The 24,384-nt window shown below is 70.5% G+C and carries 19 protein-coding genes, 1 pseudogene and 1 riboswitch; of the genes and pseudogenes, 8 read left to right on the top strand and 12 right to left on the bottom strand.

Annotation, left to right across the window (positions count from 1 at the left end; genetic code table 11):
• The first annotated feature begins 40 nt into the window (after window positions 1–40).
• On the top strand, window positions 41–1,945 hold the full coding sequence (locus tag OV207_RS27790) for a transketolase (RefSeq protein ID WP_267558077.1): 1,905 nt from the start codon (window positions 41–43) through the stop codon (window positions 1,943–1,945).
• A gap of 54 nt (window positions 1,946–1,999) precedes the next feature.
• Here the strand turns inward: OV207_RS27790 and OV207_RS27785 are convergent, their stop codons facing one another.
• The gene (locus tag OV207_RS27785; RefSeq protein ID WP_267558076.1) at window positions 2,000–2,539 is read right to left on the bottom strand and encodes an ankyrin repeat domain-containing protein; all 540 of its coding nucleotides are present in this window, start codon (window positions 2,537–2,539) and stop codon (window positions 2,000–2,002) included.
• A gap of 20 nt (window positions 2,540–2,559) precedes the next feature.
• Window positions 2,560–4,035, bottom strand: a complete 1,476-nt coding sequence (locus OV207_RS27780; RefSeq protein WP_193428900.1) for a catalase — start codon at window positions 4,033–4,035, stop codon at window positions 2,560–2,562.
• 126 nt (window positions 4,036–4,161) lie between these two features.
• Here OV207_RS27780 and OV207_RS27775 point away from each other — a divergent pair, with 126 nt between their 5' ends.
• Complete coding sequence (locus OV207_RS27775; RefSeq protein WP_267558075.1) at window positions 4,162–5,109, top strand: LysR substrate-binding domain-containing protein; 948 nt, start codon at window positions 4,162–4,164, stop codon at window positions 5,107–5,109.
• Between the two features lie 95 nt (window positions 5,110–5,204).
• On the opposite strand, the gene OV207_RS27770 is transcribed toward OV207_RS27775, so the two are convergent.
• From OV207_RS27770 to OV207_RS27755, 4 genes are all read right to left on the bottom strand, one after another.
• Window positions 5,205–6,506: a hypothetical protein gene (locus OV207_RS27770; RefSeq protein WP_267558074.1), complete on the bottom strand. Its 1,302-nt coding sequence runs from the start codon at window positions 6,504–6,506 to the stop codon at window positions 5,205–5,207.
• Window positions 6,507–6,606: 100 nt separating this feature from the next.
• Window positions 6,607–7,662: a zinc-binding dehydrogenase gene (locus OV207_RS27765; RefSeq protein ID WP_267558073.1), complete on the bottom strand. Its 1,056-nt coding sequence runs from the start codon at window positions 7,660–7,662 to the stop codon at window positions 6,607–6,609.
• A 96-nt stretch (window positions 7,663–7,758) separates the two neighbouring features.
• Entirely contained in the window at window positions 7,759–9,057 is a 1,299-nt protein-coding gene (locus OV207_RS27760; protein ID WP_267558072.1) for a universal stress protein, read from the bottom strand.
• Window positions 9,058–9,184: 127 nt separating this feature from the next.
• Entirely contained in the window at window positions 9,185–11,980 is a 2,796-nt protein-coding gene (locus OV207_RS27755; protein WP_267558071.1) for a cation-translocating P-type ATPase, read from the bottom strand.
• A 207-nt stretch (window positions 11,981–12,187) separates the two neighbouring features.
• Window positions 12,188–12,260: riboswitch (S-adenosyl-L-homocysteine riboswitch) on the top strand.
• An 85-nt stretch (window positions 12,261–12,345) separates the two neighbouring features.
• Here OV207_RS27755 and ahcY point away from each other — a divergent pair.
• Complete coding sequence (ahcY, locus tag OV207_RS27750) at window positions 12,346–13,776, top strand: adenosylhomocysteinase (RefSeq protein ID WP_267558070.1); 1,431 nt, start codon at window positions 12,346–12,348, stop codon at window positions 13,774–13,776.
• A 90-nt stretch (window positions 13,777–13,866) separates the two neighbouring features.
• On the opposite strand, the gene sthA is transcribed toward ahcY, so the two are convergent.
• Complete coding sequence (gene sthA, locus OV207_RS27745) at window positions 13,867–15,264, bottom strand: Si-specific NAD(P)(+) transhydrogenase (RefSeq protein ID WP_193428891.1); 1,398 nt, start codon at window positions 15,262–15,264, stop codon at window positions 13,867–13,869.
• A 71-nt stretch (window positions 15,265–15,335) separates the two neighbouring features.
• Window positions 15,336–15,464: a hypothetical protein gene (locus tag OV207_RS27740; RefSeq protein WP_267558069.1), complete on the bottom strand. Its 129-nt coding sequence runs from the start codon at window positions 15,462–15,464 to the stop codon at window positions 15,336–15,338.
• Window positions 15,465–15,673: 209 nt separating this feature from the next.
• On the opposite strand from OV207_RS27740, the gene OV207_RS27735 reads away from it, so the two are divergent.
• From OV207_RS27735 to OV207_RS27725, 3 genes and pseudogenes are all read left to right on the top strand, one after another.
• Window positions 15,674–15,823, top strand: coding sequence for a hypothetical protein (locus OV207_RS27735; RefSeq protein WP_267558068.1), 150 nt, complete (start codon window positions 15,674–15,676; stop codon window positions 15,821–15,823).
• A gap of 11 nt (window positions 15,824–15,834) precedes the next feature.
• Complete coding sequence (locus OV207_RS27730; protein ID WP_267558067.1) at window positions 15,835–16,656, top strand: hypothetical protein; 822 nt, start codon at window positions 15,835–15,837, stop codon at window positions 16,654–16,656.
• A 163-nt stretch (window positions 16,657–16,819) separates the two neighbouring features.
• Window positions 16,820–17,425: pseudogene (locus OV207_RS27725) on the top strand (PLP-dependent aminotransferase family protein); the annotation flags it as partial.
• Window positions 17,426–17,707: 282 nt separating this feature from the next.
• Here the strand turns inward: OV207_RS27725 and OV207_RS27720 are convergent.
• From OV207_RS27720 to OV207_RS27710, 3 genes are all read right to left on the bottom strand, one after another.
• Entirely contained in the window at window positions 17,708–18,145 is a 438-nt protein-coding gene (locus OV207_RS27720; protein ID WP_267558066.1) for a nuclear transport factor 2 family protein, read from the bottom strand.
• Between the two features lie 85 nt (window positions 18,146–18,230).
• On the bottom strand, window positions 18,231–19,196 hold the full coding sequence (locus OV207_RS27715) for a hypothetical protein (protein ID WP_267558064.1): 966 nt from the start codon (window positions 19,194–19,196) through the stop codon (window positions 18,231–18,233).
• A 104-nt stretch (window positions 19,197–19,300) separates the two neighbouring features.
• A complete protein-coding gene (locus tag OV207_RS27710; RefSeq protein ID WP_267558063.1) occupies window positions 19,301–20,602 on the bottom strand; it encodes a metal-dependent hydrolase family protein in 1,302 nt (433 codons plus the stop codon).
• A gap of 464 nt (window positions 20,603–21,066) precedes the next feature.
• On the opposite strand from OV207_RS27710, the gene OV207_RS27705 reads away from it, so the two are divergent.
• Entirely contained in the window at window positions 21,067–21,804 is a 738-nt protein-coding gene (locus OV207_RS27705) for a DUF6310 domain-containing protein (protein ID WP_324291570.1), read from the top strand.
• Complete coding sequence (locus tag OV207_RS27700; RefSeq protein ID WP_267558061.1) at window positions 21,801–22,556, top strand: DUF5953 family protein; 756 nt, start codon at window positions 21,801–21,803, stop codon at window positions 22,554–22,556. Before OV207_RS27705 ends, OV207_RS27700 begins: the two co-directional genes overlap by 4 nt.
• A gap of 131 nt (window positions 22,557–22,687) precedes the next feature.
• Here OV207_RS27700 and OV207_RS27695 read toward each other — a convergent pair whose 3' ends face one another.
• A complete protein-coding gene (locus tag OV207_RS27695; protein WP_267558059.1) occupies window positions 22,688–24,352 on the bottom strand; it encodes a cell wall anchor protein in 1,665 nt (554 codons plus the stop codon).
• Window positions 24,353–24,384: the final 32 nt, after the last annotated feature.

Here is a 24,384-nt window from a genome sequence, read left to right as displayed (position 1 = left end):
GGGCACCGGGGTGCCCCCTTCTCTGACCGGGAGCGACACGATGGCGGACACCTTGGCGGACCTCGCGGCGCAGCTGCGCATCGACAGCATCCGCTGCACCACGGCGGCGGGCTCGGGCCACCCCAGCTCGTCCATGTCCGCGGCGGACATCGTGGCGGTGCTGTTCCAGAAGCACCTGCGCTTCGACTTTCAACAGCCGAAGGCGCCCAACAACGACCGCTTCGTGCTCTCCAAGGGCCACGCCTGCCCGGTCCTCTACTCCGCGTTCAAGGCGGCGGGCGCCATCGACGACACGGAATTGATGACGCTGCGCCAGTTCGGCAGCCGGCTGGAAGGCCACCCCAATCCTCACGTCCTGCCGCTCGTGGACGTGGCCACCGGCTCGCTGGGGCAGGGGCTGGCCATCGGCGTGGGCATGGCGCTGGCCGCGAGGTTGGACCGGCTGCCCTTCCGCACCTACGTGCTGATGGGGGACAGCGAGACCGCCGAAGGCTCCGTGTGGGAGGCCTTCGACAAGGCGGGCCACTACCAGCTCGACAACCTGTGCGCCCTCATCGACATGAACCGGCTGGGCCAGAGCACGGAGACGGAGCTGGGCTGGAACGCGGACGCGTACCTCGCCCGCGCCCGGGCCTTCGGCTGGCACGCGGTGGCCGTGGACGGGCATGACCTGGAGGCCATCGACCGGGCCTTCACCGAGGCCCAGGGCAAGAAGGGCCAGCCCACCTGCATCGTCTTCAAGACGCAGAAGGGCCAGGGCTACTCGCTCATCGCCAACCAGCCCGGCTGGCACGGCAAGCCGCTCCCGGAGGACAAGGCGAAGGAGGCCATCCAGGAGCTGGGCGGCGAGCGCGACGTGCGCATCCAGGTGAAGAAGCCGGACGCGACGCGCCCCTCCGGCCAGGACGCGGCCTCCGCGCTGAAGCTGCCCACGTACGAGGTCGGCCAGAAGGAGGCCACGCGCAAGGCCTACGGCGACGCGCTCCTGGCGCTGGGCACCGCGCGCCCGGACGTGGTGGCGCTGGACGCGGAGGTCTCCAACTCCACCTACTCGCAGGAGTTCAAGAAGGCCCACCCCCAGCGCTACTTCGAGATGTACATCGCCGAGCAGAACATGGTGTCCACCGCGGTGGGCATGGCGGTGCTGGGCAAGCGCGCCTTCGTGAGCACCTTCGCGGCCTTCCTGTCGCGCGCGTACGATCAGATCCGCATGGCGGCCCTCTCCAACGCCACGGTGCACCTGTGCGGCAGCCACGCGGGGGTGTCCATTGGCGAGGACGGGCCCTCCCAGATGGCGCTGGAGGACCTGGCCATGATGCGCGCGGTGGGGGGCAGCACCGTGGTCTACCCGAGCGACGCCAACCAGACCGCGAAGCTGCTGGCGCAGCTGGTGGAGTGCCAGGGCATCACCTACCTGCGCAGCACGCGGGAGAAGACGCCGGTGCTCTACCCCGCGTCGGAGGAGTTCCCCATTGGCGGGTGCAAGGTGCTGCGCCAGTCCGACCAGGACGTGGCGACGGTGGTGGGCGCCGGCATCACGCTGCACGAGGCGCTCAAGGCGTACGCGCTGCTGAAGGAGGACGGCGTCCAGGTGCGCGTCATCGACCTCTATTCGGTGAAGCCCGTGGACGTGAAGACGCTGCGCAAGGCCGCGCGCGAAACGCAGGGCCGCATCCTGGTCGTGGAGGACCACTGGTCCGAGGGCGGCCTGGGGGACGCGGTGCTGGAGGCCTTCACGGGCGAGCGCGCGCGGCTGCCCACCGTGGTGCGTCTGGCGGTGAAGAAGCTGCCCGGCTCCGGCAAGCCCGAGGAGCTGCTGAGCGCGGCCGGCATCGACGCGGAGCACATCGTCGACAGCGTCACCTCGCTGGTGGAGGACTCGCCCCTGGACACGGAGTCGGATGGTCGGCCGGAGGCGGGCACCTGGGGCCACACGAACGCGTGAAGCCCGGGCCCGGGAGGTGCCTCCCGGGCCGGGCGGTCCGGACCCACGCCGACGTCAGGACTCCAGTCGGGCGGCCGTGCGCGCGGCGCCCATGGACCGGGCGTAGTCCAGGGCCGTGCGCCCGTCCGCGTCCCGCTGGTCCTGCTTCGCGCCGCGCTGGAGCAGCAGCTCCAGCATCTCCAGCTTGTCGAACATGGCCGCGAACATCAGCGCCGTGCGCCCATCCCTGCCCGCGCCGTCCACGCGCGCGCCCCGGTCCAGCAGCAGCGCGGCGATGGCGGTGTTGCCCTTGAAGGCGGCCCCCGCGAGCGGCGTCTGCCCGGCGTCGTTGGTCAGCTCCGGATCCGCCCCACGCTCCAGGAGCACGCGGGTGGCCTCCGCGTGGCCGTGGTAGCTGGCCAGCATCAACAGCGAGTCCCCCCGCTCGTTGCGCAGGCCCACCGGCAGTCCGGCGTCGAGCAGCCCGCCCAGCTGCTGGGCATCCCCCGCGCGCGCGAGCGTGAAGGCGCCCCGCGCCAGCTCCATCAGGGCGGCGTCGTCGGCGTCCGCGCCAGGAGGGGCGGGGGGATTCTTCGGGTCGGTGGGCGGATTCATGGGCGGTGTTCCTTTCGGACTCAGCGCGCGCGGCGCAGCTGCTGCACGGCGGTGGCGATGCGGGCACCGTACTCCTCATCCGCGGCGCGGAAGTGGGAGATGGCGCGGACGATGATGTCCTCCTGACTCACCTGCGCGAGGCTGCCGGAGATGTTCTCCACCAGTCGCTGCTTCTGTGGCTCGGTCATCAGTCGGTACAGGTCGCCGGCCTGCACGAAGTCGTTGTCCTCCGCGTGCTTGCCGTGGACGTAGGTGCCCGTCAGGCCGCTGACCGTGTAGCCCAGGCCGGACGCCTCCTCCGTCTGCGCCGGGCCGTTGAAGCTGTTCGGCTCGTAGTTGGGGCCGCGCCCGCCGTTGCCATCGAAGCGCATGGCGCCGTCGCGGCCGTAGTTGCGCGCGCCGCCCTTCACCCCCCGGGGCGAGTTCACCGGCAGCTGCGTGCCGTTGATGCCCAGCCGGTAGCGGTGCGCGTCGCCGTAGGCGAACAGGCGCGCCTGGAGCATCCGGTCCGGCGACGGGCCGATGCCGGGCACGAAGTTCGCCGGGTCCAGGGCCGCCTGCTCCACCTCCGCGAAGAAGTTCTCCGGGTTGCGGTTCAGCGTGAGCCGGCCCACCTCCATCAGCGGGTAGTCCTTGTGGGGCCACACCTTGGTGAGGTCGAACGGGTTGAAGCGGTAGTTGACGGCCTCCGCCTCCGGCATCACCTGGACCTTCAGCGTCCACGAGGGGAACTCGCCCCGGTCGATGGCCTGGTACAGGTCGCGCTGGTGGTGCTGCGGGTCCTTGCCCCCGACGACCTCCGCCTCCGGCGTGGTGAAGGTGCGGATGCCCTGGTCGGTCTTGAAGTGGAACTTCACCCAGAAGCGCTCGCCCTGCGCGTTCACCCACTGGAAGGTGTGGGAGCCAAAACCATCCATGTGCCGCAGGCTCGCGGGGATGCCCCGGTCACCGAAGAGCCAGGTGAACTGGTGCGTGGCCTCTGGCGAGTAGGAGAAGAAGTCCCAGACGTTGTCGGGCTCCTGGCAGTTCGTGTACGGGTCGTACTTCTGCGAGTGGATGAAGTCCGGGAACTTGATGCCGTCGCGCAGGAAGAACACCGGCGTGTTGTTGCCCACGAGGTCCCAGTTGCCGTCCTCCGTGTAGAAGCGCACCGCGAAGCCGCGCGGGTCGCGGGCCGTGTCCGGCGCGCCCTTGGAGCCCGCCACGGTGGAGAAGCGCAGGAACGCCTCCGTCTTCTTGCCCACGTCGCTGAAGAGCTTCATGCGCGTGTAGCGCGACACCTCCTTCGACGTCACCTCGAAGGTCCCGTAGGCGCCGGAGCCCACCGCGTGCACCACGCGCTCCGGGATGCGCTCGCGGTTGAACCGGGCCAGCTTCTCCAGCAGGTGGTGGTCCTGGAGCAGCACCGGGCCGCCGGGGCCCGCCGTCTGCGAGTGCTGGTTGTCGGAGACCGGGGCTCCCGCTTCGGTGGTCAGGGTGGGGCGCTTGGACGACATGGACTCTCCTTCGTGAAGGCTTCAGGGGACTTCAACGGGGGGAACAGTAGGCCGCGCCCTTGAATCAGGCCAAGACATCGTTTGGATGGGAGTGATAGGCCCTGCCTATCGGTTTCAGGAGGGTCCATGGCCTCTCTCAACGACATCACCCTGCGGCAACTCGAATACCTGGTGGCGGTGGCGGACACGCTGGGCTTCCGGCGGGCGGCCGAGCGGTGCCATGTCTCCCAGCCGGCCCTGAGCGCTCAAATCCAGCAGTTGGAGGCGGTGCTCGGCGTGAAGCTGTTCGAACGGAATGCGCGCCGGGTGATGCCCACGCCCGCGGGCACGGCGCTGGTGGCCCGGGCCCGGCGGGTGCTGACGGAGGCGGAGCATCTCCTGAAGGCGGCGGAGGGGATGGGGGACCCGTTCGCGGGCCCGCTGCACCTGGGGGCCATCCCGACGGTGGCGCCCTACGTGCTGCCGGAGGTGGTGCCGGCGCTGGTGAGGCGCTACCCGAAGCTGAGCCTGCGGCTGCGCGAGGAGAAGACGGCGGTGCTGGTGCGTGACATGGACGAGGGCCGGCTGGACGCGGCGCTGCTGGCGCTGGACGCGGAGCAAGGCCAGGCGATGGAGCACGAGGTCATCGCGGAGGACCCCTTCGTCGTCGCCGCCCCGCCGGGGCACCCGCTGGAGCGCAAGAAGGAGGTGCGGCTGCGCGACCTGGACGACGAGGACGTGCTGCTGCTGGAGGATGGGCACTGCTTCCGCAGCCAGACGCTGGCGCTGTGCACGCGGGTGGGCGCGCGCGAGGTGGACTTCCGGGCCACCAGCCTGACGACGCTGGCGCAGATGGTGATGGCGTCCGGCAGCGTCACGCTCCTGCCCCAGCTCGCGGTGTCCCGGGAGAACCGGCAGGGGCAGCTCGTGGTGCGGCCCTTCGCCCCGCCGGTGCCGGGAAGGACCCTGGTGCTGGCGTGGCGCCCGGGCCACCCCAGGGCGGAGGCGCTGCGCGCCATCGCCGGGACGCTGCGCTCGGTGTGGCCGGGGAGCGCGAAGCCCGCGAAGGTCAGGACAGCGCCTTCGCCGCGGTGACGATGCCGTCCGCGTGGGGGCTCGCGGAATCGACCGCCGCGCGCCGTCCTCCAGGGACAGCGCGCGGCGGGTGAAGCGGCGTTGGAGGCACCGCCTCAGTTTTCGCGTGCGAAGTCCTGGTGGTTGTCGCTGTACGTGTTGCCGCTCTCGCTGAAGGTGGCCTTCTTGAAGACGAAGACGCCATACGCGGGGCTCCCGGAGATGACGGTGTCGGTGAGCTGGAGCCGGCCCAGACCGGAGGAGTCGACCGCGCCGCCCACGGAGATGTTGGCGACGATGTCCCCTGCGTCCGTGAAGGCGTCGCAGCAGAACGTGTCCGAGCCGCCGTGGCTCACCTGCGCGAAGGCGATGACGTTGTTGCCGCTGGAGGAGCGGAAGGAGAGGCCCTTCCAGAAGCCCGTCGTCTCGGTCCTGCCGGTGAAGACGATGGGCTCCGCCGCCGTGCCCCGCGCCACCAGCGAACCGTCCTGTTCAATGCGCAGGCCGGACTGCGCCTCGAACTGGAGCCGGACACCCGGGTCGATGGTGAGCGCGCCGGTGTAGGAGACGGTCGTGTCCGGCAGGCCGGTGGCGATGCCGTAGGGCACGTCCAGCTTGCGCAGCGTCTGGGTTCCCCCGGAGTCCGACGCCGGCGCCGCCAGGACGTGGACGGTGTTGTCACCGTTGGCCTGGGGGCTGGTCGCGCTGTTGCCGGAGTAGACGGTCGCGCTGTCCAGCGCGCCCACCAGGGACATGCTCACGGTGAGGGGAGCGCCCAGGTTGCCCCGGAAGAGGTTCTGCGAGAAGCCGGGCAGCCGGGCCTTGTTGAAGGCGAAGAGGCCCTGCGTGCCGCTCTTCTCAATCGTCGTGTTCGCGATGCGCACCGTGGTGGCGGCGCTGCGCGAGTTGGAGCCCAGCAGCACGGCGGCCCGCGCATCCAGCTTGCCGCCGGGGCCGTGGAAGAAGTCGCAGCAGAACGGGTCCTCGCTGCCCGCGTAGGAGATGACCACGTGCTCCAACACGTTGGCGGGGTTGTTGGACTTGAACGCGAGCCCCTTCCAGAAGCCCGGCGTCTGCGTCGTCCCGGTGAAGGTGATGGGTTTGGCTTCGGTGCCCACCGCGTTGAGGGAGCCCGTCTCCGTGATGAGCAGGCCCGCCTCGGGTCCGAAGCGGACCACCGTCCCGGGAGCGATGGTCAGCGCCCCGCTCACCTCCACGACGTCCTCCACCACGTAGGCGCAGCCGTCGTCTCCCGGCGACCAGGTCGTCGCCGCGGTCTGCTTCCCGGTGACGTCCCGGACGCAGGTCTCTCCGGGAGGGTTGTCGTCGCCGGGGTCGTCCTCTCCACCACAGGCGGCCAGCACGGAGGCGGCCAGGACCGGGAGGAGCCGCGAGAATCGGAGGAGGTGCTGCGCCATGGGGGTGCCCCGGAGGAGGTCGAGCGGTAAATGCCGCCTTCACAGGGGATTACGCCGGGCCGCGCGCATATTCCGCCGCGTCCCTACGGAGGGGCCCGGCTCACGGGTGGATGGCGACCTTGAGCACGCCATCCTTGCGCTGGCTGAAGAGCTCGTAGGCGTCGCGGATGTCCTTGAGCGCGAAGCGGTGCGTGAACAGCGGCGTGAGGTCCACGCGCTTCGTGCGCACCACCTCCATGAGCCGCCGCATGCGCTCCTTGCCGCCCGGGCAGAGCGTGGTGACGATGCGGTGGTCGCCCAGCCCCGCGGCGAACGCGTCGTAGGGCAGCTGCAGCTTGCCGGAGTACACGCCCAGGCTGGACAGCGTGCCGCCGGGGTTCAACGTGCGCAGCGCGCTCTCGAAGGTCTGCTGCGTGCCCAGCGCCTCGATGGCCACGTCCACCCCGCCGCCGGTGATGCGCTTCACCGCCGCCACCACGTCCTGTTCGCGGAAGTCGAGCGCCACGTCCACGCCCAGCTTGCCCGCCATGGCCAGCCGCGTCTCGTCCCCGTCCACGCCGATGACGAGCGACGCGCCCATGAGCCGCGCCCCCACGGACGCGCACAACCCGATGGGGCCCTGCGCGAAGACCACCACCGCGTCCCCGATGCGCACGCCGCCGGACTCCGCGCCGCTGAAGCCGGTGGACGCGATGTCCGCCAGCAGCAGCACCTGCTCATCCGTCAGCCCGTCCGGGATGGGCGCCAGGTTGGCCTGCGCGAAGGGCACGCGCACGTACTCCGCCTGCACGCCGTTCATCGTGTTGCCCAGGCGCCATCCACCCGCCGCCTCCATGCCGGTGCCGTGTCCGCACTGGGCCGGGTGACCGCCCAGGCACCCCCGGCACTGGCCGCACGGCGTGATGGCGCCCACCAGCACGCGTTCGCCCACCCGGTAGCCGGTGACGCCCTCGCCCAGCTCGTCGATGACGCCCACCATCTCATGGCCCACCGTCAGGCCCGGCTTCACCGGGAACTCGCCCTTGACGATGTGCACGTCGGTGCCGCAGATGGTGGTGAGCGTCACCCGGACGACGGCCTCTCCCACGCCGGCCTTCGGCCGTTCGACGTCCTCCACACCCACCTGGTTGATGCCCCGAAACACGGTTGCTCGCATGGGTCTGCTCCTGGCGCGACTGCGCGGGAAGGGAGGCCTTCCCCACAGAAGCTCGGAAGCGCCAGGACGGGATGCAACGCGCCGCTGCCTGTCCGCTCATGCGCGCGGCATGCGCACCGTCACCGTGGGCCGGTCGCTGCGCGCCATCACCTGCTGGGCCACCGAACCCAGCACCACCCGGCTCACGCCGCCCCGGCCGTGCGTGCCCAGGCAGAGCAGGTCCACGCAATGGCGCTCGGCGGCCTGGGTGATGACGCCCGCCACGTCGTCCCCGGTCAGCACCGACAGCTCCACCCGGTGGGTCCCCGCCTTCTCCGCGCGGGGCACGCGCAGCTCCAACTGGCGCCGGGCCTCCTGGAGCTGCTCCGGCGTCGCGCGGGCGGGTGCGACGTGCAGCAGGTGCACCGTGCCCCCCGGAGGCGTCAGCGCGAAGGCGTACGCGATGGCGCGGTCCCCCGCCGCCAGGAAGTCCGTGGTCGCCAGCACCGAGCGCACGCGGGGGAGCTCCTCCTCCTGGCCCAGCTCGGGGGCGGCCACGGGCACGCTCACCACCGACATGGTGGCCAGTCGCCGCGCGTGGTGCGAAACACTCCACAGCCGCGCGAGCGCCTTGCGGTGGTGCGTGCCCACCACCAGCAGGTCCACCTGCTCATCGGAGGCCATCGCGACCAGGTGGTCCGCGATGCGGCCCAGGCCCGGCTCCAGCCGCACGCGCACCGTCACGCCCTCCATGCGCAGCGGCTCCAACTGCATGGACACCTCCCGCATGAGGGCTTCGCGCAGCTCGTCCGACACGTCCTTGTAGCTGTGCGGATGCACCAGCCCCAGGCGCTCCGCCTCCTCGGAGACCCAGAACACCCGGCCGCCCAGCACGTCCAGCGGACCGAACCGCGCCAGCCCCTTCACCCAGTCGCGCGCGACCTCGAACGGCCGCGAGCGGTCCACCCCCAGCATCACCCGCAGGGAGCGCTCGCCGCGCGCCCAGGCCTCCAGCGCCGTCCCATCGCGGACTACCAGGAGGGGCACCTCCAGGGCCTGCGCCATCCGGTCCAGGGTGCCCCCCAGGCCCATGAAGGGCGTGTCCTTTCGCGGCGCGGCGGCCACCACCGCCTGGAGGCCGCGCTTCGCCACGAGCTCCGCCAGGGCCCGCTCCGGCTCGCCCATCAGCAGCACCCGCTCCACGGTCACGCCGCCCAGCTCCTCCAGCCGCCGGCCCTCCTCCAGCAGCGCGGCCTGGGTGGCCTCCCAGATGGGCTGCCCGAGCGTCCGCACCGCGTTGCCGGGCAGCACGTGGACCAGGCACAGGGAGACGCCCATCCGCCGGGCGAGGAGGACCGCCGTTTCGGAGGCGCGGCGGGACGCGTCGGAGAGCAGGGTGGCGCAGGCGATGGTCATGGGAAGCCCTCCACAAGAAGGTTGCCTTGAAGGTAGCCACGGCGAGCAGGCCAGGGCGCGGTGGGGCGGGGGGCGCGCGGGGGCGTGCCGGGCCCCCTGCTGGGGGGGCGCGGCGCAAGCGCGAGGCTCAGGCGGGCAGCCGGGCCCGGCCGTGCGGGAGGGACGCCCTCTGTCCGGAGCGGCGTCCGCCGCGCGAGCGCAGCCACTTCTCCAGCCCCACGATGGGCAGCACGCCGGCGCCCACCAGCACGGAGCGGGCGATGTCCACGGGCGACAGCGGCGCGGTGCCGAAGAGGCGCTGGAAGAAGGGCACGTACATGAAGGCGGCCTGGAGCAGCACCAGCGTGGCGATGCCCACGAAGACGGTGCGGTTGCTGAACAGGCCCACCTCCCGCATGGAGCCGCTCAGCGTGCGGCACAGCAACAGGTAGAAGATTTGAAAGCTGATGACGGTGTTGACCGCCATCGTCTGGGCCTCGGCCAGGGCGTCGCGGGTCCCGGCCTGTCGGTTGAAGTCCCAGAGGAACAGGCCGATGGCGCCCGCGGCCATCAGCAGCGCGACGAGCCCGGTGCGCATCACCACGAACCGGTTGAGCACCGGCGCGTCGGGGGCGCGGGGCGGGCGGCACATGACGTGGCGCTCGCGGGCCTCGAAGGCCAGGGGCAGCGCCAGCGTGATGGTGGCCACCAGGTTGATCCACAGCAGCTGCGTGGGGCGCATGACCATCAGCGGGACGTGCACGCCGCCCACCTGCTGGATGGGGAAGAAGGCCACGCCCAGCAGGAGGATGAGGGCGAGCCCCAGGTTGGTGGGCAGCACGAAGGCCAGGGACTTGATGAGGTTGTCGTAGACGCGGCGGCCCTCCTCCACGGCGGAGACGATGGTGGCGAAGTGGTCGTCCGTCAGCACCAGGTCGGAGGCCTCGCGGGACACCGCCGTGCCGGTGATGCCCATGGCCACGCCGATGTTCGCCTGCTTGAGCGCGGGCGCGTCGTTGACGCCGTCGCCCGTCATCGCCACCACGTGTCCCTGGGCCTGGAGCGCGCGCACCAGGCGCAGCTTGTGTTCGGGGGCCACGCGCGCGAACACGTTCGTGTCCTCCACCGCCGTGGCCAGGGCCGCGTCGTCCAGTTCGGACAGGCGCGCCCCCGTGAGGCCCGGACGCTCCGGGGTGTGGAGGCCCAACTGGATGCCAATGGCCTCCGCCGTGGCCAGGTGGTCCCCGGTCATCATCTTCACGCGGATGCCGGCGGCGTGGCAGCCCCTCACCGCCTCCACGGCCTCCTCGCGCGGCGGGTCGATCATCCCCTGCAGGCCCAGCAGCGTGAAGCCGCCCTCCACGTCCCCGGTGCCCAGGGACGTGGCCCCGGGCGCGTCCTTGCGCGCGACCGCGAGCACGCGCATGCCCTGCCGGGCCAGGCGCTCCACCTCCGCCAGCACGCCGTCCACGTCCGTCTCCGCCGTGCAGCGGCGCAGCACGACCTCCGGAGCGCCCTTGAGGAACAGGTCGCGGCGGCCGTCCGCCCCGTCCGCATGGAGCGTGGCCATGAACTGCTGTTCGGATTCGAAGGGGATGGCGTCCAGGCGCGGGTGGCGCGCGCGCAGGTCGCTCACGCGCAGGCCCACCTTCTCCGCGGCGACCAGCAGCGCGCCTTCGGTGGGGTCCCCCGTCATCCGCCAGCGCCCCCCGTGGGACTGGAGCGCGGCCTCGTTGCAGAGCACGCTCGCGAGCAGCAGCGCGCGCACGTCCTCCGGAAGCGCGTCCCGGGGCTGACCGTCGCGCAGCAGCTGTCCGGCCGTGGCGTGGCCCACGCCGGTGAGCTCGTGCGTTCCCTGGGGCGTCCACAGCGCGCGCACCGTCATTTCATTGCGGGTGAGGGTGCCCGTCTTGTCCGTGCAGATGACGGTGGTGCTGCCCAGCGTCTCCACCGCGGGCAGCTTGCGGATGACGGCGCGGCGGGACGCCATGCGCTGCACGCCAATGGCCAGGGCGATGGTGACGATGGCGGGTAGCCCCTCCGGGATGGCGGCCACCGCCAGGGTGATGGACACCAGCACGGCGTCGCTGAACGCATACCCGCGCAGCAGCCCCACCCCCAGCAGCACCGCGGACAGCACGACGATGCCCAGGGTGATGACGCGGCCCAGGCGCGCCAGCTCGCGCGTGAGCGGCGTGCTCAGGTCGGTGGTCTGCTCCAGCATGTGGGAGATGCGGCCCAGCTCCGTGGCGCTCCCCGTGGCGACCACCACCGCGGTCGTCGTGCCGGCGGTCACCAGGGTGCCCCCGAACGCGAGGCTCGCCCGGTCCCCCAGCTCCGCGTCCCAGGCGACGGCCGCGACGTGCTTGCTGGAGGGGACGGACTCGCCGGTGAGGGCGGCCTCCTCCACCTGGAGGTTGCGCGACTGGAGCAGGCGCAGGTCCGCGGGCACGCGGTCACCGGAGGAAAGGCGCACGACGTCGCCGGGCACCAGCCGTGAGGCGGGCAGGGCCACCGGGCGGCCGTCGCGCACCACGGTGGTGGACTCCGGCACCATGTGGCCCAGCGCCTCGATGGCCTTGCCCGCGCGATACTCCTGCACGAAGCCGATGAGCGTGTTGAGCACCACGACGGCGGCCACCACCAGGCCGTCCGTCAATTTGCCCAGCAGGATGGCCAGCACCGCGGAGGCGATGAGCACCCAGATGAGCGGGCTGTTGATCTGCCGCCACAGCAGCTTCCAGGCGCTGTCGCCGCGCGCGCGCTTCAGCTCGTTGGGGCCGAAGCGCGCCAGGCGCTCCCGGGCCGCCTCCTCCGTGAGGCCCCCGGCGGTGCTGCCCAGCCGCTCCAGGACCGCCTCGGGCGTGAGGGCATGCCAGGGCTCGGGCGGCGTCGCATCATCCCGGATGGTCGGCTGCTTCCCGGTGCGTGGCCCCTGCTGCATTGGCGTGCCTCCCCGACAGGGAAACTGGCAACGCCGGGGCCCTGGGACCTGGGACGGCCACCGCTGGGCTGCCCGCCACCGTGGCGGCGGGCACGTCAGGCGAGCGAGCGGGTGTCCTCCAGGGTACCCCTTCGTGCGACCCGGGGCCGCCCCCGGGCCGGCAATCTCCCTTTGAAATTCGAAGCGCCTTCCCGTAGTTTCCACCGCGACTTCGAGGAGCGTTGCGAGGCCCTCCCGGCCCCAGGCTCGAAGCCGAATGACCCAACGGCGCTCACCTGTACGCGTTTCTTGCGAGGGTGAGTCGGCTTGAGGGCCGTACCCCTTCCTCGCCAGGACGGCGCGCCACCTGGACCCGGAGCCATTCCATGACCGCAGCCACCAAGCAGCAGAAGCAGGACTACGCCGTCGCCGACCTCAAGCTCGCCAGCTGGGGCCGCAAGGAGATCCGCATCGCCGAGAGCGAGATGCCCGCGCTCATGGCCATCCGCGACGAGTACGCGAAGCAGCAGCCCCTGAAGGGCGCGCGCGTGACGGGCTCGTTGCACATGACCATCCAGACGGCGGTGCTGGTGGAGACCCTCCAGGCGCTGGGCGCCGAGGTCCGCTGGGCGTCGTGCAACATCTTCTCCACCCAGGACCACGCGGCCGCCGCGCTGGTGGAGGCCGGCACGCCGGTGTTCGCGCACAAGGGCGAGTCCCTCAAGGAGTACTGGGACTTCACCCACCGCATCTTCGAGTTCGGCCCCGCCGGCAGCGACCACGAGGGTCCGAACATGATCCTCGACGACGGCGGCGACGCGACCCTGCTCATGCACCTGGGCAAGCGCGCGGAGAAGGACCTGGGCGTCATCGCGAACCCGGAGAGCGAGGAGGAGCGTGAGCTGTACGCCTCCATCAAGGCGAAGCTCGCGGAGGACGCGACCTGGTACTCGCGCAAGAGCGCCAAGATCCTGGGCGTCACCGAGGAGACCACCACGGGCGTGCACCGCCTGCAGGAGATGTCCGTCAAGGGCACGCTCCTGTTCCGCGCCATCAACGTCAACGACAGCGTGACGAAGAGCAAGTTCGACAACCTGTACGGCTGCCGTGAGTCCCTGGTGGACGGCATCAAGCGCGCCACGGACGTGATGATCGCCGGGAAGATCGCCGTCGTCGCCGGCTACGGCGACGTCGGCAAGGGCTCCGCGCAGGCGCTGCGCGCGCTGTCCGCCCAGGTGTGGGTCACGGAGATCGACCCCATCTGCGCGCTCCAGGCCGCGATGGAGGGCTACCGGGTCGTGACCATGGAGTACGCCGCGGACAAGGCGGACATCTTCGTCACCGCGACGGGCAACAAGAGCGTCATCACCCACGAGCACATGGCGAAGATGAAGGACCAGGCCATCGTGTGCAACATCGGCCACTTCGACAATGAGATCGAGGTCGCCTCCCTGGAGAAGTACCAGTGGGAGGAGATCAAGCCCCAGGTCGACCACGTCATCTTCCCGGACAACAAGCGCATCATCCTGCTGGCCAAGGGCCGCCTGGTGAACCTGGGCTGCGGCACCGGCCACCCCAGCTACGTGATGTCCAGCTCGTTCGCGAACCAGACCATCGCGCAGATCGAGCTGTACTCGCACAGCGACAAGTACCAGGTGGGCAAGGTGTACGTGCTGCCCAAGCACCTGGATGAGAAGGTCGCCCGGCTCCAGCTCAAGAAGCTCAACGCGCAGCTCACGGAGCTGACGCCGGAGCAGGCGAGCTACATCGGCGTGGAGAAGTCCGGTCCCTACAAGCAGGACACCTACCGCTACTAATCCCAAGCGGCTGTGACATCCGGGGCACCGTGGGCCATGTCGCCCGCGGTGCCCTTCGTCGTTTCCGGGGAGGGGCGTCCTGCCCGTGCTTCAGAACAGGCGGTTGAGGCCGTTGAGCGCGGCGACGCGGTAGGCCTCCGCCATGGTGGGGTAGTTGAACGTGGTGTTGATGAAGTAGTCGATGCTGTTGCCCGGCCCCTCCTGCGTCATGATGGCCTGGCCGATGTGGATGATTTCAGAGGCGTTGTCCCCGAAGCAGTGGATGCCCAATATCTCCCGGGTCTCCCGCTGGAAGAGCAGCTTCAGCATGCCCACGGTGCGGCCGGTGATCTGCGCGCGCGCCAGGCTCTTGAAGAAGGCGTGGCCGACCTCGTAGGGGATGCCCGCCTGGGTGAGCTCGCGCTCGGTGCGGCCCAGGCTGCTGATTTCAGGGCTGGTGTAGATGCCGGTGGGGATGTCCTTCACCAGCTTGTGCTCCAGCCGGCCCTCCACGATGTGCGTGGCGGCGAAGCGGCCCTGGTCATAGGACGCGCTCGCCAGGGACGGGGCGCCCACCACGTCCCCCACCGCGTAGATGTGCGGCACGGACGTCTGATACGCGTCGTTGACCTGGATGCAGCCGCGCGAGTCCACCGCGATGCCCAGCGCCTCCAGGCCCAGGTCCTCGCTGTTGCCGGAGCGCCCGTTGGCCCAGAGGAAGACGTCGGCCTTGAGCCGCTTGCCGCTCTTCAGGTGCAGCACCACGCCGTGGTCATGGGCCTCCACCTTCGTCATCTCCTCCTGGTGGCGGATGAGCACGCCCTGCTCGCGCAGGTGGTAGGAGAGGGCGTCGGAGATCTCGTCGTCCAGGAACGACAGCAGCCGGTCGCGCGTGTTCACCAGGTCCACCTTCACGCCGAGCATCCGGAACATGGAGGCGTACTCGCAGCCGATGACGCCCGCGCCGTAGATGATCATCGACGGTGGGGACTCGCGCAGCCGCAGGATGGTGTCCGAGTCGAAGATGCGCGGGTGGCGGAAGTCCACGCCCCGGGGGTGGTAGGGCCTGGAGCCGGTGGCCACCACGAAGGCCCCCGCCGTCATCAGCTCCACGGAGCCGCGCGGCTCCGTCACCTCCACCGTGTGCGCGTCCCGGAAGCGCGCGCGGCCCACCACCAGCTCCACGCGGTTGCGCTCGTAGAAGGTGCTGCGCAGCTGCACCTGCTTGGACACCACGGAGGTGGCGGCGCGCATCATGTCCGCCAGCGGCGTGTGTCGCGCCAGCTCGGAGCGCAGCTCCGGGTGGTCCCGCTGCACGTCCATCAGGCGCTGGATGGCGTGGCGCAGCGCCTTGGAGGGGATGGTGGCCGTGTGCGTGCACGCGCCGCCGACGAGCGGACTCTGCTCCACGGAGCACACCCGGCGGCCGGACTTCACCGCCTTCATGGATGCACCTTCACCCCCCGGACCGGAGCCGAGGACCACCACGTCGAACTGCCGAGCACTCATGGGGGCGGAGTGTTTCCCCACCCCGGCCCCGAGGAAAGAAAGAAGACTCGGGGCCGGGCCTGCCTGCTTCCTCAGGGCGAGTAGGAGGCCTTCAGCTCCACGCCGGAGTGGTCGGCGTAGCCCTTGAGCATCACGTGGGAGACGCTCGCGGACGGAGAGGTGATGCGGCACAGCTCGATGTTCCCCCAGGGGGTCGCCACGTCACGGGCACTTCGGGTAGCATTCCGCGTGAGCTGTCGGGCCGGCGAAGCGCGAGTGAACCATGAGCGATTTGCCCCGGAAGCAGGAACCGTCTTCATCTCCCACGCCGTCCGAACCCGCCGCGCCGGAGCGCCGCCGCAGGGGACGGGCGCTCCTGGCCGCGACCGCCGCTGGGGCGGCCCTGGCGGTCTCAGGGTGCGATCCCTACATGACCATCAACCCGGCGCCCTGCCTCTACGACGGCGGCTTCTATGATGACGACTGCGACCCGAGCAATGGCGTGAACGGCGACCCCCAGGGAGGCTCCGACGCGGGCCTCGACGCCGGGGTGGACGCCGGGACGCTGGTGAATCCGTAGGGGGGCGCGCCATGGCCTCCGAGCTCTTCGAAATCGACCTGACGGACGGCCCCGCGCTGACGCTGCACGAGCGGGCGACGGGGGACCTGGGCCAGCGCTATCCCTGGGCGTCGATGGACCCGTCCTGCTATCCGCCGCTGTTGGTGGAGCGGGCCCGGCACTCCTGGACCCTGCGCGCGTTCAACGAGTTCGGGAGCGCCACGGTCATGGGGCAGCTCGTGCAGGTGCTGGGCGAGGCACGCGTCCCCCTGGACCTGTGGAGCCTGGCGGCGCGGTTCCCCGCGGAGGAGATCCACCACGTGGAGCTGTGCGCGCGGATGGCCATGAGCCTGGGTGGGGGCACCCGGCTGACGTACGAGCCGGCGGCCTTCGCGGTGGCCTTCGACCCGTCGCTCACCTTCCTCCAGCGCGCCAGCGAGCTCATCGTCCAGGTGTGCTGCGTGGGGGAGACGCTCTCCTTCGCGCTGCTGTCGGGCTGCCTGCGCGCGACGTCGCATCCCCTGACGCGCGCCGTGCTCACGACGCTCGTCCAGGAGGAGGCCCTGCACGGGCGGCTCGGGTATCTGTATCTGGATTGGATTGCCCCGGAGCTGGGGCCCGCGGAGAAGGAGCGGCTGGGGCGCGTCGCGCGGAGGACGTTGGACGCGCAGGCGCCGCTCTGGGAGAAGCTTCGCAGCAGCGCGAAGGACGGCGTCACCCGCGAGGGCTTCCTCCTGGAGCACGTGAACGCGCTGGGCTGGATGGAGTCCCAGGACTACGTCGCGGTGACCCACGAGACGGTGGAGGCGCAGGTGAAGGCGCCGCTCCTGCGCCACGGCATCCGCGTCCCGTGAGCCGCTATTCGCAGGTGGCGAGGAACGGCGCGCCGTTCGCCTCGCACCAGCGCCGGTAGGTCTCCAGCCGGTCCGCGGACGTCACCCGGCCGAGCACCTCGCCGTCCGGGCCCAGGTATTCGATGGCGCCGCGCACGTTGATGAGCAGGACCGCCGGTTCGTCATCACGAATGGCGCGCAGCGGGCCTTCGACCTGGTGGGCCGGGTGCTCATCGAACCGGGAGACTGCGTCGCCGTGGAGGAGCCGGGCTATCCGCCCGCGCGACAGGTGTTCCAATCGCTGGGCGCGCATGTCGTGCCCGTCCCCGTCGATGCGGAGGGGCTCGACGTCCGGGCGCTGCCGGGCTCCGCGCGCCTCGTCTACGTCACGCCCTCGCACCAGTTCCCGCTGGGCATGCCCCTGTCCCCGGCGAGGCGCGGCGCGCTCCTGGACTGGGCGAAGCAGCGCGACGCGGTGATCGTCGAGGACGACTACGACAGCGAGTTCCGTTTCGGCGGACGTCCCCTGGAGACGCTGCACGGCCTGGATCGCTCCGGCCGGATCCTCTACGTCGGCTCGTTCTCGAAGGTGATGCTCCCGGCGCTGCGGCTGGGATTCCTCATCGCACCGCCTTCACTCCAGCGGGAGCTGCGTCAGGCCCGGCGCCTGATGGACCTGCACAGCCCGCTCGTCGAACAGGCGGCCCTCGCGCGCTTCATCGACAGCGGGATGCTGGCGCGGCACATCCGCAAGCTGCGGCGCGACTACGAGGAGCGGCACTCGCGCATCACGGAAGGACTGACGCGCCATTGCGGCGACTGGCTCCAGGTCGTGCCTTCGGTCGCGGGGCTGCACCTCTGCGCGACCTTCCAGCGGGGCGGCCTGAAGCTGGAGCGGGAGGCCGTGGCGCGGGCGGCGGACGTCGGGCTCGTCACCCTCTCGCGCTACTACGCCGGGCCCCGTGCACACGGCCGGGGCTGGTGCTGGGCTACGGCGCGCTGCCGACCGCGCGCATCCCGGAGGGGCTGCGGCGCCTGGGGGCCTGCCTCTCCGCTGCGTAGGGCAGGGCGCTCAGGGGGCCGCGGGCTTGGACAGCCGGGTCACGTGGCTCGCGGCGAGCTTCCACTGGCCCTCGCGATGGACCCAGGTGTCGGTGAACTGGAAGTCGCCCTCGAACTGCGTCTTGCCGGAGCGGCCCTTCAGCGTGGTGATGCCGGTGACGACGGCGGCGTCGCCATACAGCCGGACCTTCTGGTGGTGGTTCTTGAAGACCTCGTAGACGGGGTCGCGCTTCACCACCTCCGCGAGGTTCTGGTCCAGGTTCGTCACCGTCCCCTTCGAGTCGGTGAGCGTGAAGTGCTTGTCCAGGCTCTTGCGGAGGGTGTCGGCGTCGCCGGTCTCGAAGGCACGGCAGAGGGCCGCTTCGACCTTGAGCAGGTCGCGTTCGTCCTGCGCGGGGTCGCGTGCTTCCGCGGTGGCGCCCAGGGCGACGGCGAGGACGGTGGTCACGGTCGTCTGGAAGTTCATGTCGGGAGGACAGAAGCACATCCGTCCGGCGGTCGTCCAAGCGGGCCCGTGCGGGTGTCTCCTGGCCTCAATCCCTGGCGCGGCGCTGCCAGAGCCGGAGCGTGGCGAGGAGGCCCAGCGCCGTCAGGCCTCCTCCGGCCTGGGTACAGCCTCCACCGGACGACGGGCTCCCGGGCTCCACCGGCTTCGGCTCCACCGGCTTCGGGTCGCACGACAGCTCGAAGTCCACCTCCAGTGGCGGCAGCGTGAGGTTGGCGTGCTCCAGCGTCCCCTGGAGCGTGGCCCGGTGGCGGCCGGGCGCGAGGCCGGTGTTCGGGAACTGGGGTTGGAGCGCTTCGCAGACCGTGTAGAGGAAGAGCAGCCTGCGGTTGTACTCGTACAGGCGGGTGTCGAAGTTCTCTTCACCCGTCGCGGTCACCCCGCCGTGCTTCGCGTAGGACCAGGGCGCTCCGTCCACCTGAACGGTCCAGTGCACCCAGGGGAGGAACGGCACCAGCTCCGGTGATGGTGTGAAGCGCAGGTGGGTGGAGTCGCCCTCCTGTTGCGTGTTTCCACAGTTTGAATCCCCGTAGACGACGAAGGTTCCCCGGCGCGGCGTCTCCGCCGTCAGCGTCCCGAGCGTCGTGGGCAGCGGCCGGGGCGCGCCAGCGGTGAAGGTCTCCTCCCCGGGCTGGGACCCCTGGAAGGTGCAGACGCCCGTCGCCTCCAGGCGATACTCCGTACCCTGGACCAGCGGGGCTTCCGGGACCAGGACCTGCGTTGAATGGGCGCCCGGGGTGACGGTCGCTGGCACCGGGGTTCCATCCGCCAGGAGCAGCCGGACGGTGGTGGGATCCACGCTCTCCAGCAGCGGCGGGACCACCACCAGCCCCGGGAGGTTCGTGGGCACGCTCGCGCCGTCAGGTGGGAGCGGGAAGCGGACCCCCCGCATGCAGTTGGGCGCGACGCAGGCCTGCGCCGAAGGCGGAAGCACCGCCCCCATCCCCAGGAGGAACATTCCCACCGTGACCGACTTCCAGCCGTATCCGAGCATGCCTCATCAGACACCGGAACCCGGTGGACTGGGACATGGCGACCCTGCGGGGGGGATTCCTCACGGTGTCGCTGTTCGCGGGCTCCCGGACGGTTGCGTGAAGGTCAGCGCCGGTACGGCGTGCCGCCCTTCAGGACGAGCCGCACCTTCCGCACGGCGGAGATGTCCTGTGTGGGGTCGCCCTCCACGGCGACGAGGTCCGCGAGAAACCCCGCCTTCACCTGCCCGAGGCGGTCCTCCCGGTGCAGCATGCGCGCGTTGCCGGAGGTGGCGGCCTGGAGCGCCTGCGCGGGCGTCACGCCCAGGGCCACCAGCAGCTCCATTTCCCGCGCGTTGTCGCCGTGCGCATACACGCCCGAATCCCCGCCCATGCACAGGGGCACACCCGCCGCGAGCGCGGCCTTGAGGCCCGCGTGCTTCTTCTTCAGTGACTCCGGCTCCGGGTCCACGCCGCGCTTCCAGCCCCGGTACTGGAGCTGCGCGTCGCTCGCCGCGAGCGTGGGGCACAGGAATACGCCCCGCTGGGCCATCAGCTTCCAGACCTCCGGGGTGCCGCCGTCGCCGTGCTCGATGCTCTCCGCGCCGGCCAGCACCGCGCGGCGCATGCCCTCCGGGGTGCTGGCGTGCACCGCCACCGGGCGTCCGCCGCTCCTCGCCGTCTCCACGATGAGGCGCATCTCCTCCAGGGAGAAGGTGGGCAGCTCCTCGCCACGGGGGCCCCACCGGTAGTCGCCGTAGACCTTGATCCAATCCGCGCCGCGTCCCATCTGCCCGCGCACCGCGCGCACCAGACCGTCCACGCCGTCCGCTTCCTCCGCGCCCTGCGGCACCGCCCATTCAGCGGCGAAGTCCTTGGGCGCGTAGCTGCCGGTGGCGACCAGCGCGCGCGTGGTGACGAACATGCGCGGGCCCGGGATGATGCCCTGGTCGATGGCCTGCTTGAGGCCCACGTCCGCGTCCCCCGCGCCCTCGGTGCCCAGGTCGCGGGTGGTGGTGAAGCCCGCCAGCAGGGCCGCCTTCGCGTGGTTCGTGGCCCGAGCCACCCGCAGGGCCAGGGACTCCTTGAGCACCTGGTCGTTCCACGACGCCTCGTTGTACGGGTGGAGGAACAGGTGCGAGTGGCCCTCGATGAGGCCCGGCAGGAGCGTGGTCCCGGGCAGGTCGATGACCTCCGTGCCCTCCGGCGCCTTCACGCCCTGCGCGGGTCCCGCAGCGGCGATGCGCTCCCCGGTGACGAGCACCACCCAGCCGGTGTGGGGCTTGGACGAGGTGCCGTCGAAGACGCGCGCCGGACGCAGCAGGTACGAGCGGGGCGGGGCCGCCGGCGACTGCGCCCGGACGGACGCAGGGGCGAGCACGGCGAACAGGACGGTGGCGAGGAGCGGGGCGCGCAGGTTCGAGAACACGGACGGACGGTGAACCGCGTCAGGACGAAGTGCAATCCCTTTCGGCCCTGTGTCCGCGGTGATGGGCAGGGATGTTCATTTCGTGCGGGACTCCAGGTCCTGGGGTGTCAGGGAAGGAACCAGGGTGAGCTCGCCAGACGCCTCCCGCCAGGCCGCGTGGGTTCTTCCCGCGATCCTCACCAACGTCCCGAACTCAGCACCCTTGCGGTCAGCGCATGCTGGCATACTCCAGGACAGGCCCTCCCTGCTCTGTAGCTCCCTGCCTTGGTGGAAAAGCTGTGTTCATGCGTTCCCGCGCTTGCCTCGGACTCCTTCTTCTTCTCTCCGCCTGCGCTACGTCGGCACCGCCTCCCACCGCGCGGAGAGCTTGGAGTCAGAGATTTGCCAACCTCCAGCGAGCGGCGGCGCTGCCCTGGACGGACGGCGGGCAGTGCGTTGTCCGCGAAGCTTCCCAGTCTTGGCCCATGGCGGTTGAGCGGTGCTATCAGGCTCTCGACCATGACCGGCTCGAGTTCCACGACACCACGGGAAGCTGCGCGGTCGCTTCCGCTGGCGCTGGTGCCATGGGCGTCGGGCTCTGCGTTCTGGTGGCCCCTGAAATCGTTGTGGGAGCCGTGATCGTTCTTGGCGTGGTGGTGGTCGCCGTCGCCATCAAGGAAGAGCTGGATGCGTATGCGCTACGCCACCTCTATCCCGAGGAAGCAGGAACCGCGCGAGGAACGAAGGTGTCATCCCGGGAAGCTGAAGCGCAACGCAAGCCCAAGCTGAAGCCAGAGCCCGCGGGACAGGACTGGCAGCCTCCGGTGCCACCTGTGCCCGTGGACCGGACGGGACGCGCCAGTTGCGAGCCCGTTCCAGTGCCTCACGCGGGCGGAGATGTTCCGCATGATGAGTGCGCTGACACGTTTCCGCCGAACCGCTACCCCGGCAAGGACGTGATCGTTGGCGGCAAGCGTTTTGATGCGCTGCAAGTTGGCGTGCGTGTGCTGTGGGAGATCAAGACCGACCAATTTGCCACGTACAATGCCTTTCTCCAGGGGCAGGTGGTCAGAGCGCAGGCGGCCAAGATGCGGGAAGAGCGCGACATCGCGCTGTCATGTGGATATGGCTTCGTCGTTGGGGTGAGCACCGACGCGCACAGAGACGCGCTGGAGCGTGCGGCGCCCGAATTGGAGATCGTTGTCACGGGGTGCAAGCGATGACGACGCAACGCTCCCTCGGCATCATCGTCTACGCGCCTGCTCTGCTCGCCAGGGACGGTCGCGCGCTCGCTGTCGTCCATGGGATGGAGCGGACCCTCCCTGGCTTGCGCCTCGATTGGGAGGTTTCCGAAGACGGACGTACCGTCGCTTTGCCGCAGCGTGACACGTGGCTCGCTGAAAGGACCAGGGATGGGGGCTTCCCCCTCGTGTGCAACGGTGACGAGCGTTTCCCTGTGATGATCTATGGGTTGCAAACACCCGTGCGCCAAGCGCCGGGCGGGCAGCCTTTGCTTGATGTCCATGCGGAGCTGCCACTGGACGAGGTCGTCATCGCGGCAGCAGCGGATGTTCTTGGAGGCGTGGCGGAGGGGGCTCGCGCGTTTTGGGGACATGCGACGCCGTCTGGCGCGGGTGTCGAGATCGCACGGCAAACACGCGATCCGGTCCACAAGCCAGGGGGTCCGCCCCGGGGGCTGCCAGCACTCAAGCTGCCAGAGAAGATCCGCTCGCCTGAGATTCCGCATCGCCTTGGATGGCTGAACTACTGGTCTGCCGCTGCCGCACATGCCATTGGGTTCCCGGACCCGCCCCGTGACGCCGAACTGCTGTCACGGGCACGGCGCACGGCGACGGGCGGGTGGGTCGTGCAACTCACCGACGCGCCGCTCGACCTGGACAACCCCGCCCACCTGGACGCGCTCAAGCGGGCCTATGAGCGCTTTCCAGAGATCGGCGGACGCGCAGCGCCTTGATCCCAATCAAGGGGTTTGGGAGGTCATGCACCATTTCCCGGGCGAAAATCCCCGCGTGCCTCCTGATGCACGAAGGCCGCGCCCGGCATGGAAAGCCGGACGCGGCCTGGGAACGACACCTGCGATTGCGCTTACTGGCGCACGACGCGTCGGAGCCGGAAGGGCGGGCCCGACTCGCTCATCGTGTAATAGGCCGTGCCGGTGGGGTCGTACTCGATGGCCTCACCCTGGCCCTCCACGGTGTCCGTCAGGGAGACGGGCGTGGCGGCGAAGGCGGTTTCGAACGCGGCGCCCGGGGCGGCGCGGAACTCATACACCTTGCGGTACGTGCGCAGCAGGAAGCGGTTGGCGCACGGGTGGATGTTGCCGGAGGTGGCCGCGGCGAAGTTGGAGTCGTCCGGGTTGGTGGGCAGCTGGATGTTCGCCACGAAGACGAGCGTGGACATCGTCCCCGGGGCCGGCAGCGGCTGGGGGAACTTGTAGACCTTGCTCGCGCCCGCGTAGGACTTGGTGACGATGTAGATGTCGCCCGTGGTGGGGTGGACCATGATGGTCTCCGCGTCCTTGGGCGAGTCCGGGTACTGGAACGGGAAGGCTGTCGCGGTGAGGTTGCCGCTCGTCGTGCCCGCGCCGATGTTCGGCTCCGGGATGCGGTAGACGGCGAAGGTGGACGGCGGCGTCGGGAAGTTCGCGCTCGAGCGGCCGATGTCCCCCATGTAGATGCACTGGCCGGTGGGGCACGGGCCGGAGGCGACGTCCTCCCAGTCCGCAGGCGTCACGTTGGACACGTTGAAGGTGCCCAGCGTGGAGGCGTCCGTGGTGCTGATGGCGACGATGGCGGTGGTGTCCTCGTTGTGCACGTAGAGGACGCCCGGCGTGAGGCGGCTCATCGCCAGGCCGGACGGCTCCACGATGGCGGGGGACGCCACGCTGCCCTGGATCGTGTACGAGGTGGCGAAGGTGTCACCCACGGAGCAGGACGCGGACGCGCCCACCGCGCGCAGCGCGACGACCTGCGCGATGTTCGTGTTCGGGAAGGGCGACGAGCCGTTGAACGCGCCCTGGGCCCCCGCGGCGGTCAGCTCCTTGTGCGCGACGTTGTAGAGCATGCCGGTGGACGAGGACACGTGGCAGGTGTCGACCGGCTCCGTGAAGCCCGCGGGCGGGACGATGGGGCTCGCCGGGCACGCGCTGCCAGTCCACAGCTGCGAGCCGAACCACACCGCGACGCCATTGGCCGTGCTCGTGGTGAGCGCGGGCGTGTTGAAGCTGGCCGTGGTGCCGTTCTTCTGGCCCGTCTGCGCGTCGATGGGGTTCGTCGGGTCCACGCCAGAGAAGGCGGAGATGCTGCCCGCCATGTAGCTGGCCAGGTCCAGGGTGAACGCGTAGCTGGTGGGCTCGGACGCGGTCGCGACCTTGTAGAAGATCCACGCCTTGATCTGCGACGCGCTCTGGTCCGAGCGCAGGAACGTCCAGCCCGCGGGCGGCGTCGCCACCGCCGCCACGACGTTGCGGTTGATGATGCGCGCCAGCAGCACGTCACCCGCCACGGTGCCCGCGGGCTTCGTGATGCTCAGGGACGTGCGGGTGGTCCCGCTCGCGGTGCTGCTGCTGCGGTAGGCGATGGTGGACAGCGCCTGACCCGTGGTGCCGACCCCGGCGGAGACGCCGGACTGCTCGGACTGCTCGGGAGGAGACGCGGTGTCCGAGTCCTGCGGCCCGCAGCCCGCGACCGCGAGCAGCGAAACCGAGCACAACATGCGTGAGACATTGCGATTGAAGAACTTCAAGGTCACTCCAGCCTGGATGGTGATGCGAGACAGGGACG

The organism is Corallococcus sp. BB11-1 (genome assembly GCF_026626625.1).
GTDB lineage: Bacteria > Myxococcota > Myxococcia > Myxococcales > Myxococcaceae > Corallococcus > Corallococcus soli.
This window is presented reverse-complemented; position numbering and strand designations above follow the sequence as displayed.

Excerpts from the sequence above, each read along its gene's own strand:
- OV207_RS27705 (WP_324291570.1), top strand. The coding sequence starts at position 21,067 with ATGGCGGTTGAGCGGTGCTATCAGGCTCTCGACCATGACCGGCTCGAG.
- ahcY (WP_267558070.1), top strand. The coding sequence starts at position 12,346 with ATGACCGCAGCCACCAAGCAGCAGAAGCAGGACTACGCCGTCGCCGAC.
- OV207_RS27770 (WP_267558074.1), bottom strand. The coding sequence starts at position 6,506 with ATGGCGCAGCACCTCCTCCGATTCTCGCGGCTCCTCCCGGTCCTGGCC.
- OV207_RS27780 (WP_193428900.1), bottom strand. The coding sequence starts at position 4,035 with ATGTCGTCCAAGCGCCCCACCCTGACCACCGAAGCGGGAGCCCCGGTC.
- OV207_RS27760 (WP_267558072.1), bottom strand. The coding sequence starts at position 9,057 with ATGACCATCGCCTGCGCCACCCTGCTCTCCGACGCGTCCCGCCGCGCC.
- OV207_RS27790 (WP_267558077.1), top strand. The coding sequence starts at position 41 with ATGGCGGACACCTTGGCGGACCTCGCGGCGCAGCTGCGCATCGACAGC.
- OV207_RS27755 (WP_267558071.1), bottom strand. The coding sequence starts at position 11,980 with ATGCAGCAGGGGCCACGCACCGGGAAGCAGCCGACCATCCGGGATGAT.
- sthA (WP_193428891.1), bottom strand. The coding sequence starts at position 15,264 with ATGAGTGCTCGGCAGTTCGACGTGGTGGTCCTCGGCTCCGGTCCGGGG.
- OV207_RS27765 (WP_267558073.1), bottom strand. The coding sequence starts at position 7,662 with ATGCGAGCAACCGTGTTTCGGGGCATCAACCAGGTGGGTGTGGAGGAC.
- OV207_RS27785 (WP_267558076.1), bottom strand. The coding sequence starts at position 2,539 with ATGAATCCGCCCACCGACCCGAAGAATCCCCCCGCCCCTCCTGGCGCG.
- OV207_RS27730 (WP_267558067.1), top strand. The coding sequence starts at position 15,835 with ATGGCCTCCGAGCTCTTCGAAATCGACCTGACGGACGGCCCCGCGCTG.
- OV207_RS27700 (WP_267558061.1), top strand. The coding sequence starts at position 21,801 with ATGACGACGCAACGCTCCCTCGGCATCATCGTCTACGCGCCTGCTCTG.
- OV207_RS27775 (WP_267558075.1), top strand. The coding sequence starts at position 4,162 with ATGGCCTCTCTCAACGACATCACCCTGCGGCAACTCGAATACCTGGTG.
- OV207_RS27735 (WP_267558068.1), top strand. The coding sequence starts at position 15,674 with ATGACCATCAACCCGGCGCCCTGCCTCTACGACGGCGGCTTCTATGAT.
- OV207_RS27715 (WP_267558064.1), bottom strand. The coding sequence starts at position 19,196 with ATGCTCGGATACGGCTGGAAGTCGGTCACGGTGGGAATGTTCCTCCTG.